This is a genomic window from Streptomyces sp. NBC_01276 (genome assembly GCF_041435355.1).
Taxonomy (GTDB): Bacteria; Actinomycetota; Actinomycetes; order Streptomycetales; family Streptomycetaceae; genus Streptomyces.
This window is the reverse complement of the sequence record NZ_CP108442.1, coordinates 4,305,410-4,319,543: the sequence shown is the minus strand read 5'-3', so window position 1 is coordinate 4,319,543 and position 14,134 is coordinate 4,305,410. Positions and strand designations below refer to the sequence as shown.

The 14,134-nt window shown below is 75.2% G+C and carries 11 protein-coding genes; 3 read left to right on the top strand and 8 right to left on the bottom strand.

The window, feature by feature from the left end:
• Nucleotides 1–14: 14 nt before the first annotated feature.
• A complete protein-coding gene (locus OG295_RS19310; RefSeq protein ID WP_371677989.1) occupies nt 15–1,112 on the top strand; it encodes an NlpC/P60 family protein in 1,098 nt (365 codons plus the stop codon).
• Between the two features lie 21 nt (nt 1,113–1,133).
• Here the strand turns inward: OG295_RS19310 and OG295_RS19305 are convergent, their stop codons facing one another.
• Complete coding sequence (locus OG295_RS19305) at nt 1,134–2,123, bottom strand: SAM-dependent methyltransferase (RefSeq protein WP_371677988.1); 990 nt, start codon at nt 2,121–2,123, stop codon at nt 1,134–1,136.
• Between the two features lie 107 nt (nt 2,124–2,230).
• Here OG295_RS19305 and OG295_RS19300 point away from each other — a divergent pair, with 107 nt between their 5' ends.
• Together OG295_RS19300 and OG295_RS19295 are read left to right on the top strand one after the other, a co-directional pair.
• On the top strand, nt 2,231–3,442 hold the full coding sequence (locus OG295_RS19300; protein ID WP_371677987.1) for a sensor histidine kinase: 1,212 nt from the start codon (nt 2,231–2,233) through the stop codon (nt 3,440–3,442).
• A 17-nt stretch (nt 3,443–3,459) separates the two neighbouring features.
• Nucleotides 3,460–4,128 carry a response regulator transcription factor gene (locus tag OG295_RS19295; RefSeq protein ID WP_030236908.1) on the top strand — a complete coding sequence of 223 codons (669 nt, stop codon included), beginning with the start codon at nt 3,460–3,462 and terminating at the stop codon, nt 4,126–4,128.
• Nucleotides 4,129–4,189: 61 nt separating this feature from the next.
• On the opposite strand, the gene OG295_RS19290 is transcribed toward OG295_RS19295, so the two are convergent.
• Genes OG295_RS19290 through OG295_RS19260 form a run of 7 tightly spaced genes read right to left on the bottom strand, consistent with a single transcriptional unit; the run spans nt 4,190 to nt 13,812 of the window.
• Nucleotides 4,190–5,587 (bottom strand): DUF6177 family protein, encoded by a 1,398-nt coding sequence (locus OG295_RS19290; RefSeq protein ID WP_371677986.1) that lies wholly within the window; start codon nt 5,585–5,587, stop codon nt 4,190–4,192.
• A gap of 4 nt (nt 5,588–5,591) precedes the next feature.
• Complete coding sequence (eccCa, locus tag OG295_RS19285; RefSeq protein WP_371677985.1) at nt 5,592–9,602, bottom strand: type VII secretion protein EccCa; 4,011 nt, start codon at nt 9,600–9,602, stop codon at nt 5,592–5,594.
• Nucleotides 9,599–10,870 (bottom strand): hypothetical protein, encoded by a 1,272-nt coding sequence (locus OG295_RS19280; RefSeq protein WP_371677984.1) that lies wholly within the window; start codon nt 10,868–10,870, stop codon nt 9,599–9,601. Before OG295_RS19280 ends, eccCa begins: the two co-directional genes overlap by 4 nt.
• 25 nt (nt 10,871–10,895) lie before the next feature.
• Nucleotides 10,896–12,236: a type VII secretion integral membrane protein EccD gene (gene eccD / locus OG295_RS19275; protein WP_371681232.1), complete on the bottom strand. Its 1,341-nt coding sequence runs from the start codon at nt 12,234–12,236 to the stop codon at nt 10,896–10,898.
• 22 nt (nt 12,237–12,258) lie between these two features.
• Nucleotides 12,259–12,501: a hypothetical protein gene (locus OG295_RS19270; RefSeq protein ID WP_007264842.1), complete on the bottom strand. Its 243-nt coding sequence runs from the start codon at nt 12,499–12,501 to the stop codon at nt 12,259–12,261.
• A gap of 29 nt (nt 12,502–12,530) precedes the next feature.
• Nucleotides 12,531–13,292 carry a hypothetical protein gene (locus tag OG295_RS19265; RefSeq protein ID WP_371677983.1) on the bottom strand — a complete coding sequence of 254 codons (762 nt, stop codon included), beginning with the start codon at nt 13,290–13,292 and terminating at the stop codon, nt 12,531–12,533.
• Nucleotides 13,293–13,311: 19 nt separating this feature from the next.
• Complete coding sequence (locus OG295_RS19260; RefSeq protein ID WP_371677982.1) at nt 13,312–13,812, bottom strand: hypothetical protein; 501 nt, start codon at nt 13,810–13,812, stop codon at nt 13,312–13,314.
• Between the last annotated feature and the right edge of the window lie 322 nt (nt 13,813–14,134).

The window sequence follows — 14,134 nt, the reverse complement described above, 5'->3', positions numbered from 1 at the left end:
CCGGAGCCTCCCGCATGACCGCCCCGTCGAAGAAGAAGAAAAAGAAGAGCCGCGGCACCCGCCCCGCACTGCACGCGGTCACCGTGCTCGCGCTGCTGGCCGGCAGTGCCTACTTCACCTACGCGCTGCGCACCGAGGAGCAGGCCAAGACCCCCGCCGTGCACGTCGTCGCCGACCGCAACGGCGCGGGCGGCACCACGGCGGGCACGAACGGGACCCAGAAGTGGGAACGCCTCCAGAGCCCCGCCCGGTCGGTGCTGCGCGACGGCAGCGGGCAGGTCCTCGCCACCTTCACCGACGGCGCCCGCACCGCCACCCTCACCGGCCCCAGCCGCACCTTCAGCGAGCCCGCCAACACCGCCTCCCGGGTCGTCACCGAGAACTGGGTCCGGCTGTTGCCCGAGGTGTGGAAGCAGGGCGCCGAGAACCAGCAGTGGTTCAAGGACTGGTTCAAGAAGTACTACGGGAGCAGCGAGGACGACATCTTCGCGACGGCCTTCCAGTACGTCGACAAGGCCCCGGTGAAGAAGGACGCCCAGGGCACCTCCTTCGCCGGCGACGCCTCCTTCGGGCCGCTCAACCCCACCGGTTCCGAGGGCAACGACCTGCGCCTGGAGCAGTCCGACTTCTACGACTACCTCGGCAAGCCGTACACCTTCCGCAACGGCGTCACCAAGCAGCCGCAGCCCGCCCGCTACCGGGCGATCGACTGCTCGGGCTTCGTCCGCACCGTCTTCGGCTACCGGGCCCGCTACCCCCTGATGCCCGACGACACCCCCGGCGCCGGCCTGCCGCGCACCGCGAACGGCATCGCCCGCTCCGCGCTGGGCGCGGACGTCATCCCGCTCAAGGGGACCGGCCCGGAGCACCGGCCCACGTCGATCGACGTGATCCAGCCGGGCGACCTGCTGTTCTTCAAGCTCGACGCCCGCACCAAGGACCGCCTCGACCACACGGGCATCTACCTGGGCACCGACTCCGACGGCCACAACATCTTCATCTCCAGCCGCGAAGAGGCCAACGGCCCCACCATCGGCGACAAGGGCGGCGCCTCGCGCCTCGACGGCAGCGGCTACTACGCGACCACCCTGCGCAGCGTGAAGCGGCTCTGACCCGCTCGACGCGGGCGGCGGCTACACCGGCGGCCACGCCGGGATCCCGACCGGCTGCACCAGCCAGCCGAAGTCGCCCAGGCCGCCGCGGGCCGTGAGCTCCGCCGCCTCGCCCGCCGCCGACAGGGCCCGGACGTACGCCGCCGGGTCGGTGGAGGCCAGGGCCAGCGGCGGGCGGCCGCACGGGACGCCGAGGGCGGTCAGGGCCTCCCGCTGGGTGAGCAGGGCGGCCCCCGGCCCCGCGCAGGCGTCGAGCGCCACGTGCGCGGTGACGTCGCAGCCGCCGTCCGGGACCGGCGGTACCTCCCGGCCCTCCCGGAACCCGGTCAGGGTGCCGAACGGGGGCCGGGCCGCGCGGGTGTGGGCGTAGTCCACCGCCACCGCCAGGCCCCGCTCCAGGGTGGCGACGGCCGCCGCCCAGGCCTCGTCGCGGCCCCGGCCGATCTCGGCCCGGCCCTCGTCGCCCGCCGCCGCGCCGGGCCACCACCGCTCCAGCCAGGCCCGGTCCGCCGCGTCGAGGGGGCCGCCGGGGGTCTCCGTACCGTCCGGGCCGACCAGGACGTAGCGGCCGTCCTCCACGACGTCGAGGGGGACGTTGTCCAGCCACTCGTTGGCGAACAGCAGGCCCGTCGTCCCTTCGGGGGGCTCCGCCACCCAGCGGATCCGCGGGTCGAGCCCCTGCGGCCGCGCCGCGCGCTCCACCGCGTACGGCCGCACCCGCCCGGCCACCTCGGGCGGCAGCGCGGCCAGCACCCCGGTCAGCAGCTCGCCGCGCCCCGCGCCGACGTCGACCAGGTCGAGCCGCTCCGGATGCCCGAGCTCCCCGTCCACCGTGCGCAGCAACCGGGCCACGGCCCCCGCGTAGAGCGGCGAGGCGTGCACGGAGGTGCGGAAGTGCCCCGCGGGCCCGGGACCGCCGGGACGCACGTAGAACCCGCCCGGACCGTACAGCGCGGCCTCCATGGCGGCCCGCCACCGGACCGGTCCCCTGACTCCGCCCTGAGCGCTCATCCCACAAAGGGTAAGGTCACCCTCCACCTTGGGGAGTACGCCCCCGTCACAGGGATCGCACCTGTGGTTGACTCCAGCACCTATCTCCTTTCCCTACTCTGGGTTACGTGCAGCGCCTCTACGACTTCATCCGCCGACACCCGACGAGCGTCGACAGCTTCTGGGCCGTCCTCCTCTTCGGGCTGTCGATGCTGATCGTCGCGGACGACTCCGGGGTGGCCGGCACGAGCACCCTGCACCGGCTGCTGGCCGTGCCGTGCGTCATCGCGCTGTGCACCGCCGTCGCGCTGCGCCGCAAGTGGACCGTGGCGATGTTCTGGCTGACGGTCGGGGCGGGCGTGTGGCAGCTGGTGCTGGGCCCGACGGCGAACCTCTTCGACTTCGCGATGCTGGTGGTCCTCTACACCGTGGCCGCCGGTGACGTCCCGCGCTGGATCTCGCGCACCGCGCTGGGCATGGGACTGCTCGCCTCCCCGCTCTACTTCGCGCGCTTCGGCGTGGACAAGGGCCCCAGCGGCGCCGAGGCCATCCTGTTCACCCTGTTCATGATGGTCCCCTTCGCCCTCGCCTGGGTGCTGGGCGACTCGCTGCGCACCCGCCGCGCCTACTACGCGCAGCTCGTCGAGCGGAACCAGCGCCTGGAGAAGGAGCGCGAGGCCCAGGCCAAGGTGGCGGTGGCCGCCGAGCGCGCCCGGATCGCCCGCGAGCTGCACGACGTCGTCGCGCACAACGTGTCGGTGATGGTCGTCCAGGCCGACGGGGCCGCGTACGTCATGGACGCGGCGCCGGAGCAGGCCAAGGAGGCCCTCCAGACCATCTCGGGGACCGGCCGTCAGGCGCTCGCCGAGATGCGGCGGCTGCTGGGCGTGCTGCGCACCGGCGAGCCGCAGGAGTCCGAGGACTACGTGCCGCAGCCGGACGTCGAGCAGATCGAAGTGCTGGTCGAGCAGGTGCGGGCGGCCGGACTGACGGTGGACTTCGAGGTCGAGGGCACGCCGCGCAGGCTGCCCAGCGGCGTGGAGCTGACCGCGTACCGGATCGTCCAGGAGGCGCTGACGAACACGCGCAAGCACGGCGGACCGGAGGCACGGGCGAGCGTACGGCTGGTCTACTTCGACGACGGGCTCGGCCTGCTGGTCGAGGACGACGGGCGGGGCGCGACGCACGAACTGTACGAGGACGGCGGCGCCGACGGCGCCGGGCACGGCCTGATCGGCATGCGGGAACGCATCGGTATGGTCGGGGGAACCCTGGACGCGGGCCCGCGGCCGGGCGGAGGCTTCCGCATCAGCGCGCTGCTCCCGCTCAAGAAGAGATGACGAGGTCGAGGTAACTGATGTCCATTCGCGTGATGCTCGTCGACGACCAGGTGCTGCTGCGCACGGGTTTCCGGATGGTGCTCGCCGCCCAGCCGGACATGGAGGTCGTCGCCGAGGCGGGTGACGGCCTGGAGGCGCTGGAGGTGCTGCGGGCCACGAAGGTGGACGTGGTGCTGATGGACGTGCGCATGCCGCGGCTCGACGGGGTCGAGGCGACGCGGCGGATCTGTGAGCCGGAGGAACACCCGAAGGTGATCATCCTGACCACCTTCGACCTGGACGAGTACGCGTTCTCGGGGCTCAAGGCGGGGGCGAGCGGCTTCATGCTGAAGGACGTCCCGCCGGCGGAGCTGCTGGCGGCGATCCGCTCCGTGCACAGCGGGGACGCGGTGGTGGCCCCGTCCACCACCCGCCGGCTGCTGGACCGGTTCGCGCCGATGCTGCCGACGACGACGCAGGAGCCGCGGAACAAGGAGATCGACCGGCTGACGGACCGCGAGCGCGAGGTCATGCTGCTGGTGGCCCAGGGCCTGTCGAACGGCGAGATCGCGGGGCGGCTGGTCCTCTCGGAGGCCACCGTGAAGACCCACGTGGGCCGCATCCTGACGAAGCTGGGCCTGCGCGACCGGGTCCAGGTCGTGGTCCTGGCCTACGAGACGGGCCTGGTCCGCGCGGGCGGCCTGTAGCTCCGGCGCCTCCCGGTCCGGTGGCCGCCCCGCGCGAAGGCCGCCCCGCGCGGGGCGGCCTTCAGACCGTGGTGCCCAGGTGGGCCATGAGGGTGGACAGGGTGTCCCAGGCCGCCGGGTCGGTGCCGTCGCCCAGGGGGTAGTACAGGCCCGGACGGCGGGCGGGGCCGATCGTGGACGGGCGCAGGGCCAGCGGCGGGCGCCGGGCGTGGGTCAGGGTGACCTCGGCGACGCCCGCCCCGCCCAGGGTGAACGACACCGGCAGCGGGGGCCGGCCGAAGCGCGGGGTCACGCTCAGGTCCCGGCGGCCCGGCCCGACGGAGGCGAGCATGCTGACCAGGCCGTGCCCGTCGGCCACCGTCCCCGCCAGGCCGGCGAGGGCGTCGAGCGGCGCCGGGTCGGCGGGGCCGTACCCCAGGGTCAGGGTGACGTCCTCCTCGACCCCGGCCGCCGTGCGGGTCACCCGTACGACGGCCAGCGCGCCCGCGCCCACGACCGTGAGCAGGGTCGGCTCCGGCGCCCGGCTGCGCGCGAGGTCGGTCAGCTGCCGGGGCGACCAGGGCAGGTTCACCGGCTCGGCGGTGCCCCAGCCGGCGGGCGGACCCCCGGTCAGGGCGCGCCAGGCGGCCTCCACGGAGCGGCCGAGCAGCAGCTCCCCCTCGGCCGGGTGCTCGGTGCGGAACTGCACCGTCAGCCGGTGTTCGCCCGCTTCCGCCCCGTCGGCCCGGAGGAAGGCGGCGGCTGCCCGGGGCTCGCCCGCGGCGTCACGGGCGGGGGCGAAGGTGCCGTCCTGCCAGCTCAGCACCGCCCCGGAGAGGCCGTCGTAGTAACCGCACTCCGGGTCCTGGACCACCCATCGGTTCGGTGCGCCCGTCAGCACGGTGCGCAGCGGCAGGCTGAGCCGGCAGTGGGCGGGGGTGACGATGTGCAGGGCCGCGCCGAAGCCGGCGGTGGTGCGCAGGACGTCGGAGAGCCAGGCCGTCAGCGGGATCACGGGCCGGTCCGCGAGGACGACGGCGGTGGACTCGGTGACCACGTCGACGGTCGGCAGGGCCCCGACGGGCGCGGGCGCCGCGGAGGCCTCGGAGGTCACGGGGACGGCGGTGACCCGGCCCGCGCCCGGGGGCCAGACGGCGCCGCCGAGGACCTCGGCGAGCCGCCCGGCGACGGCCCCGGCGAGGTCGGCCGCCTCGGGGACGGCGGTGGACGCGCGGGTCTCCGTCCACCAGACGGGGACCCGCGCGGGAGTGCCGAGGAGCCGTTCGGTCTCGCCCGGGACCTGGACCAGCACCGGTGCTTCGACCGAGACCAGGGGCCGGCCGCCCGCGCCCAGCAGCTGGATCACGGCCCCGTCGGCGGCGGAGGCCGCGTCGAGCCCGGTGCCGCCGCCCGCGAGGGCCACGAGCAGCGCGGCGGTGTCGGGCATCTTGGGGGTGAGGGCGATGACGTCCTTGGTCACGGTGTCAGGGTGCTTCCTGGGTGAGGGGGGCGGCCAGCGCGGTCTGCACGGTCTGGTGCGGCCGGCCGCGCCGGACGAGCGTGCCGCGGCCCGGAGGCTGCGCGCTCGCGTAGAGCTGCGGGAAGAGCTGGCCCTCGGAGCGTTCGCCGTTCATGACGAGCGCGGTCGTGCCGGACTCCCGCAGGGTGGTGAGCAGTGGTTCGTACAGGGCCCGGGAGGAGCCCGCGACGCGCCGGGCGATCACGAAGTGCAGCCCGATGTCCTGGGCGGACGGCAGGTAGGGCACGAATGCCTGGAGCGGCTGCTGTCCGGCGGTGGTGAGGATGTCGTAGTCGTCGACGAGGACCACGATGCGGGGGCCGGTGAAGCCGGGGCCCTCGCCCGGGTCGGCGTCGGGGTCGATGCCGTCCTCGGGGAGCCGCTTGTCGAGTTCCTTGGCGATGCCGGCCGACAGCGCGCCGGCGATCTTGGCGTTGTGGGCGTACCCGCCGCGGTAGGGCTCGGGGACGACTCCGCGCAGCCCGCGCCGGGGGTCGTAGACGGCGAAGACCAGCTCCTCCTCCCCGTAGCGCGCGATGAGCTGGCGTGCGACGAGGGAGAGGAGGTTGGTCTTGCCGCATTCGTTGTCGCCGAGGATCAGCAGGTGCTGGTCCTGCTCGAAGAGGTCGAGCAGGACGGGCGCGAGGACGTCCTGGTCCACGCCGATGGGGATCCGGTACGGCTCCTCGTCGGCCGACGGGAGCCGGTCGGCGGGCAGCCGGGCGGGCAGGACCCGTACGGGGGAGGCGATGTCGCCGTGCCAGGTGGCACGGACGGTGGCGGCGGCCTCCTCCAGGGCGGCGGCCAGGTCGGTGGTCCCGGTCCGGGAGTCGATGCGCGGCAGGGCGGTCTGCGCGAAGAGCTTGCCGTCGGTCAGGACGCGGCCGGGGGTGTCCGGGGAGATGGTCTCGGACAGTTTGCGGTCGATGGCCGAGTCGGAGGCGTCGCCCAGGCGCAGTTCGACGCGGCTGCCGAAGAGGGACTGGTTGGCGATGCGGACGTCGTTCCAGCGCAGCATGCCCGCGACGACGTGGATGCCGTAGCCGCCGCCCCGCTTGAGGAGGTCGGTGACGGCGTCGTCGAGTTCGGAGAACTCCTCGCGCAGGGCTCCGTACCCGTCGACGAGCAGGACGATGTCGGTGGAGGCCAGCTCGGGCAGTCCGCCGCGGGAGCGCAGGCGGCGCAGCTGGTCGACGGAGTCGATGGAGTGCTCGCGGAAGAGCTCCTCGCGGACGGCGAGCATGCCCCGCACCTCGGCGACCGTGCGGGCGGCCCGTTCCCGGTCGGCCCGGCCGGCGATCCCGCCGACGTGCGGGAGTCCGGCGAGCGCGGCGAGGCCGCCCCCGGCGAGGTCGAGACCGTAGACGGCGACCTCCTGCGGGGTGTGGGTGAGCGCGAGGGACAGGGCGAGGGTGCGCAGCAGGGTGGTCTTGCCGGACTGGGGTCCGCCGGTGACGGCGGTGTGCCCGCCGGCGACCTTCAGGTCCAGCTCCCAGGGGCCGCGCCACTGGCGGGCCGGGTCGTCGAGGACACCGAGCGGTACCCGCAGCGGGGGGCGGTCGGCGTCGCCGAGGCGCAGTCCGCGGTCGGTGACGCAGAGCGGTCCGGCGGCGGCGTCGAGCGGGGTGGCGTCGGGCAGCGGCGGGAGCCAGATGCGGCGTACGGGCGGGGCGGCGTCGGCGAGCTGGTCGACGATGACGCCGAGCACGCTGGGACCGGTCTCGCGGGCGGTGGCGGTGGGCTTCTCCTCGGCGGGCCCGTCGGAACCGGTGCTGGCGCCGAGGGTGTTGAAGGCCGGGTAGGGCAGGGCGAGGGGGCCTTCCGCGGCGCGGTCGCGGTCGCCGGCCGGGCCCCGGTAGCGGCCGGAGACGTAACCGGCCTTGAAACGGGTGTAGGTGGAGGTGTCCACCTTGAGGTAGCCGAAGCCGGGGAGCGGCGGCAGCATGAAGGCGTCGGTGGTGTCGAGGACGGTGCGCGACTCGTCGGCGGAGAAGGTGCGCAGGCCGAGCCGGTAGGACAGGTAGGTGTCCAGGCCCTTGAGCTTGCCGCCCTCGATGCGCTGGCTGGACAGCAGCAGGTGCACGCCGATGGAGCGGCCGATGCGGCCGATGGACAGGAACAGGTCGATGAAGTCGGGCTTGGCGGTGAGGAGTTCACCGAACTCGTCGATGACGACGAACAGGTGCGGCAGCGGCTCCAGTTCGGGGTTCTCGGCGCGCAGGACGGCGTAGTGCCCGATGTCGGCGACGTGGCCGGCGTCCTTGAGGACCTGCTGGCGGCGCTTGACCTCGCCCGCGAGGCTGGTGTGGACGCGTTCGACGAGCCCGGCCTGGTTCTCCAGGTTGGTGATGACCCCGGCGACGTGCGGGAGCTTCTCGAAGGGGGCGAAGGTGGCGCCGCCCTTGTAGTCGACGAGGACCATCGCGAGGTCCTCCGGCGAGTGCGTGGCGACCAGGGCGAGGACGAGCGTACGGAGCAGCTCGCTCTTGCCGGAGCCGGTCGCGCCGACGCACAGCCCGTGCGGGCCCATGCCGAGCTGGGAGGACTCCTTGAGGTCCAGCAGGACGGGGCCGTGCCGGTCGTCGATGCCGATCGGGACGCGCAGGAAGTCCCGCTCGCCGCGCGGCGCCCACATGCGTGCCACGTCGAGGGCGGCGGGGTCGTCGATGCCGAGCAGGCCCATGAAGTCGACGGGGCCGGAGACGGGGGTGCCCTCGGCGACGGACTCGGCGGACAGCCGCAGCGGGGCGAGCATCCGGGCGAGGCCCTCGGCGGTGGCGGGGCCGAGCTGGTCGCAGAGGCCCTCGGCGGCGGGGGCCTGGGGGGTGCGCAGGTCCCGGACGGTGACGTGGGGGCCGTCCACGGTGATCCGTATGGTCACCTCGTCGGGCTCGTGGACCTGCTCGGCGAGCAGGTGGAGCACGGTGGTGTTCATGTCGGCGAGGCCCACCGCCGTGTCGGGGCGGGGCAGTTCGACGGCGTTGTCCCCGTACTCGTCGCTGACGACGAGGAGCCGGCTCGCGAGGGCCAGCGCGCGCCGGTCGGAGAGGCCGCGGCGCACCTCTGCCGCGTAGGAGGCGCGGCGGCGCAGCTCGGGGGCGAGGACCTCGGCGAGCTGCGGCAGGCTGGGGGCGATCCGCCGGGCGGCGACCGGCCCGTCCTGTTCCTGCGGGTCCAGGACGTGCGGGAGCCACTTGGCCCATTCCCAGTCCGCGTCGAGCCGGTCTCCGGGGACGCCGAGGGCGATCGCGACGTCGTCGGGGGCGTGCAGGACCGCGGTGTGGACGAGCAGGGCGCGGGCGACGCGCAGGACGCCTTCGCGGTCGCCGACGACGCTGATGTTCCCGGCCCGGTCGAGGGGCACGGTCAGCGGGAAGTCGCTGGCGCGGGCGAAGCGGGCCATGAGGGCGCCGGCCTCGTTGAGCATGAACCGGTCGGGCGGGGTGAGGACGCCTCCGGCGCCCGAGCCGAGGGCGAGCGGCTGGACGGCGACCTCGCCGGTGCCCAGGCGGGGGCGCAGGAAGTCGGGGTCGGCGCGGCGGCGTTCCCACAGCCGGGCCGGATCGCGCACGAGGTCGTAGAGGGCCTCCGGCGGCGGGTTGAGGCGGCGGGCCTCGTCGCGGAGCCGCTTCTCGCGCGCGCCGAGTTCCTCGCGCTGCTCCTCCAGGTACTCCAGGTAGCGCTCGCGCTGGGAGCGGCGGGTGCGCTGCGCCTTGCCGCGCTGGGACCAGAACATGGCGATGGCGCCGATCAGCGCGACGACCAGGACCATCGCGCCGACGGCGGCGAACTGGCTGTTACGGACGACGGTCATCATCACGACCGAGCCCATCACGCCGGCCATCGGCAGGAGGGCGGTGGCCGGGCTGCCGATCTTGCCTTCGGGGAGGTTGGGCGGGGCCTCGACGGTGTGGGGTTCGGCGGGGGCGGGGGGCATGGTGCCCCGGGCGGGCCGGTGGACGAGCTGCTGGGTCACCGGGCCGCACCGGCCGCCGGGAGCGCGAGGGCGCGCTGGAGTACGTCCGCGGCGAGCCGTACGGCCGCCTGCCGGGTCTCGGCGCCGAGGAGTTCGGTGCGGACGGCGCCGCCGGAGGCGAGGTGGCGGTCGTACGGGAGGACGACGACCCCGGCGCCGGTGGCGCGCAGTTTCTCGACGGCCTTGCCGAGCTCGACGGCCGGGTGCGGGGACTGGCAGGTGAGCACGACGACGGTCCGGGGCAGCACGGGCACGGGGAGGGAGGCGAGCCAGTCGAGGACGGCGTGGGTGGAGACGAGGCCCTCGGCGGTGGCGGGAGTGGTGAGCACGCGGGCGTGCGCGGTGTCGAGGGCCGTACGGGCCACCTCGCCGGGGAGGGTCTCGCAGTCGACGACGGTGACGCCGAAGTAGCGGCGCAGGGCGACCATCACGGTCCGGTACGTGGCGACGTCGACCTGGGCGCCGATGCGGCCCTGGCTGCCGGGCAGCAGCCAGCCGCCGTCGGCGAGCGGGACGAGGTATCCGGTGATGTCGGTGAGCTGCATGGAGGGGCGGACGATCTGGGCGAGGTCGCCGCAGGTCCAGCGCAGGGACTCGACCCCGAGCCGGACGGGGAGGGTGCCGAGGGCGGCGTCGGCCTCCAGCGTGAGCACCGGGTCGTGGCGGTAGTGGTTGTAGGTGCGGCTGAGCAGGGCGGTGACGGTGGTCTTGCCGGAGCCGCCGCGGATGCTGGTCACCACGATCTGGCGGCCGGTGGTGACGGGCTGCTGCACCTGGGTGGCCAGGCCCGTCTCGTTGGCGACGGCCCGCGCGGCGGAGGACCCGAGCGCCCCGCGCAGCGCGCGCAGCGCCCGCCGTCCGACGGGGTCCCCGTGCCGGGGCCGGCCGGCGGCCTCGGTGGCGGGGACGGGGACGGTCTCGGGGGCACGGATCCCCTGCGGGGCCCCGTGCGGGGCCGACGCGGGGTAGGGGTACGGGGTGCCCTGCGGGGCGGGGGCCCGACCGCCGGTCCGCGCACCGGGGAACGGCCCGTGCGCGGCGGCGGCCCGCGCCGGGGCGCCGGGGGCGGCCTCCGGGTCGGGGTGGGGCTGTATCGGGGGGCGGCCGGGGGCGGCCGGGCCCTGGCCCGCGCCCGCTTCCGCCGACGGCGCGGGGGCGGTCGGCGTGGGATCGGTCGGCGCGGGAGCGGTCGGCGCGGGAGCGGTCGGCGCGCCCGTCAGTTCGCCGAGGACCCCGGCCTGCCAGTCGTCACGCCGGCTCTGGCTCATGTCTGACATGTCTGAGTCGCAACCCTTACGCGAAGGTGCCGAGCAGCCGCCCGTACACGCCGAACACCCCGATGAGCAGCGGGAACAGCACGATGACGCACAGCGACTCGGCGGTGTCCCCGAATCGCCGCAGCCGGACCCGTACGTGCTCGGGCGGCTGTACGGCCAGTACCCCGAGCGCCGCCAGCGCCAGCACCAGCAGCGTCGCCAGCGGCCCGGCCGCGCCGGCCCGCTCCGCCCACACCAGCAGCGCGGCCACGGTGACGGCGGCCCCGGCCAGCAGCAGCGCGACCACCTCCGCGACGAGCGGGAACGCCCGCGCCCGCAGCCACAGCACGCCGGCGACGGCCACCGCCAGCGACACCGTCCAGACATCGGGTTCCCGCAGCGCGAGCACCCCGGCCGCACCCGCCGAGACGGCGGTGGCGAGGGTGGCCAGCGCCATGCCCCGGTGGGTGGCGCCGAGGGCGGTCGCGACCTTGTACCGGCTGACCGAAGCCCCCCGCGCACGGCGGTCGTCGAGCCCGGTCAGGCCGGCCGCCGCCAGGGCGAGCCGCGGCAGCAGCCCGAGCAGGATCACCGAGACCACGGCCAGCACCGCTCCGGTACGGGCCCCCGCGCCGCCCTGGGCGACGGCGACGGCCTCCCAGCCACCGGTCAGCGCCACCACGGCGGCCGCCCCGACGAACCCGCCCCACCCGAGCGGCGTGAACCACCCCAGCAGCGCGAGCCCCACCGCGAGCGCGCCCGCCACGGCGGCGAGCCGTCCCATCGGACCCCAGTGCTGCGCGTCGCCCAGGGTCCACGCCCCGAGCACGCCGACGGCCCCGGCGGTCGCCAGCAGCGCCGCCGCCAGCCCGGACCGCTTCAGCCGCCCGGCGAGCGCCCCGACGACAGCGGCGACCGCGGCCACCGCGAGCAGCGCCCCGGCCACCGCGCCCGGCGCGAACTCCCGCCGGGCGAACCACCCGGCGAGCAACGCCCATCCGATCAGCCCGGCCCCGGCGGTGACCCGCCGCGCGCCCGGCCGCCAGCGCCAGGCGCGGACGTCCAGGTCCTCGGCGGCCTCGTCCGTGACGTCGTGCACGACGGGCGCGGACGGCACGTCCTGCACCCGCACGAGCCGCAGCACGGCGCCGTCGCCGATCCCGGCGTCCGCGAGGCAGACGTCGTGTTCGAGTACCGACCCGTCGGCGGTCACCAGGTGGCGCAGCGTCGGCTGCGCGGCGACCCGGTCGTCCAACATCCGTATGACGTCGGGCAAAAGCCGCCCGACAGGCTCCTGGGAGGGCAGTACGAGATCCATCCTCCGCCGCTCACCCACCAGGGTGACCCGGCTCAGTGCCGTACCGATTCCCGCCCCCATGCTCACCACGCGCCCGAACCTATCACCGAGTACTGACCTGTCCCGGGGTGCCGACCTTGCCGATGAGCCGGTGCGAGATGAACGACCATCCCACGCATCCCGCGCACAGCACGGCCGCGATGACCAGTCCGGCGACGGCCTTCCCGATCCGCTCGTCGGCCACGCGCCGCCCGCGCTGCGCCCCGAACAGCACGGCGTCACGCATCCTGCGCCGCCGTACCGCGACGGACTCCAGCAACTGACTGTCGTAATCCTCGGCTGCCATCCCGGCCCCCCTTCCTCTCCGCCCCGACGCTAATACCCCGGTCCAAGGTTCCACACGGGGCCCTCCGCGTCCGCAACGGCCTCCCCGATGAACCGGGCCGCCTCCCACTCGTCGACCCCGACCGGCCCCGGCTCCTGCGCCAACCGCTCCGCCGGCCGCCAGCGCAGGTCGGCGCCGAACAGCTCGTCCGTCCGTACGCCCCGCAGCACGCGCCGCCTCAGCAGCGGACCACGGCCCCCGGCCGCCCGGTGGTACGTGACGCGCCCCTCGGCATCGAGGGCGTCGAGCACGGGGCCGTCGAGCCGGGTGAGGGGTGCGCCGCCGAGAAAGCCCGCCAGCGGGCCGTGCCGGTACCGCACCCCCGTCAGTTCGAGGAAGCCCGCGCCGTCCCGGAAGAACTCGCCGCCCCGCTCGTAGAAGAGGAGCAGCGGTTCGTAGAGGTCGGGCAGCCCGGCCCCGACATCCGGGTCCAGCGCGCGGAGTTCCGCCAGCCGCACCGCTCCGGCGCAGGTGCTGCGGACCTCGACGTAGCCGATCCCGCCGAGGAACTCCCGTAGCGCTCCGGCGAGCTCCGGCGCGAGCACGAAATCCGGGGCGGCGTAGGGGGTGACGTCGAAGAAGGGCCAGGCCTCCTCGGCGGAGTACGCCCGGGCCCACAGGGCCGCCCTGCGCATGTACTCGCGCAGCAGGACCCGCCGGGACTTCACATGCCCGAACGCGAAGTCCCAGTCCCCGCACCAGTCCACCGCCCGCAGCCGCTCCAGCACGCGCGACGCCGCGTCACCGGCCACTCCGGCTCCCTTCTCCTGGTCAGCACCGCCCCGACAGTTCCTCCAACGCGTCCAGCGAAGCCGCCTCGTGCGTGACGGCCTCGACGACGGAGCCGCCCCGGCGGCCGTCCGCCGCGGCGCCCAGCAGTTCCTCCAGGGCCTCCGGCGCCCGGACGCCCCGCAGGCCGGCGGAACGCAGCCGAGACAGCCACGGCACCCCCGCCTCGAAGGCCGCGGCACCGGCCGCGTTGCGCGGTTCGTAGCCCGCCGCTCCGTCGGCGGACGCCCAGAGGAAGCCCAGGACCCGCTCCCCGCACCGTACGCGGGCGTAGCGCACCGGTTGCCCGGTAGTGCTCTCGTAGTCCCGGCCGTCGGGACCACCGGGCAGCCGGTCCATCAGCCGCCGCCACCGCTTCGGGACCTCGAAGGTGCCCCACGGGTCGTCGTAATCGGGGCCCGTCTCCCACTGGTCGGCGAACCCTTCGGCGGTGGGCCGCGCGTACCGGGTCGGGTCGCCCGGATCGACCGGCGCCCCCGTCACCGCGGAGATCCGCTCCAGCGCGGCGGCGAGGCGCGGGGCGTTCTCCCTCCTCGCCCACCTCCCGCTGCGGGCGCCCCCGGAGGTCGAGGGTCAGCCAGGCGTCGGCGTACGCGGACAGGGCCACCAGCACCGCCCCTTCGCCCCACACCTCGACCCGGAGGGTGAAGAGCTTCTCCGCCCGGCGCACCGCGCCGGCCTCGCGCCACTCACCCGCCAGCTCCAGGCCCACCGTCAACAGGCGGTCCGGGAACAGCCCTACGGCGTCCGCCCGCCCCGCGGCGCCGGCGAGGCCGGCCGCCACCGGGACGTCGCGGCACGCGAA

Bases quoted from the DNA above. Each gene is read 5' to 3' on its own strand.
- OG295_RS19310 (WP_371677989.1), top strand. From the start codon at position 15: ATGACCGCCCCGTCGAAGAAGAAGAAAAAGAAGAGCCGCGGCACCCGC.
- OG295_RS19305 (WP_371677988.1), bottom strand. From the start codon at position 2,123: ATGAGCGCTCAGGGCGGAGTCAGGGGACCGGTCCGGTGGCGGGCCGCC.
- OG295_RS19295 (WP_030236908.1), top strand. From the start codon at position 3,460: ATGTCCATTCGCGTGATGCTCGTCGACGACCAGGTGCTGCTGCGCACG.
- OG295_RS19280 (WP_371677984.1), bottom strand. From the start codon at position 10,870: ATGAGCCAGAGCCGGCGTGACGACTGGCAGGCCGGGGTCCTCGGCGAA.
- eccD (WP_371681232.1), bottom strand. From the start codon at position 12,236: ATGGGGGCGGGAATCGGTACGGCACTGAGCCGGGTCACCCTGGTGGGT.
- OG295_RS19270 (WP_007264842.1), bottom strand. From the start codon at position 12,501: ATGGCAGCCGAGGATTACGACAGTCAGTTGCTGGAGTCCGTCGCGGTA.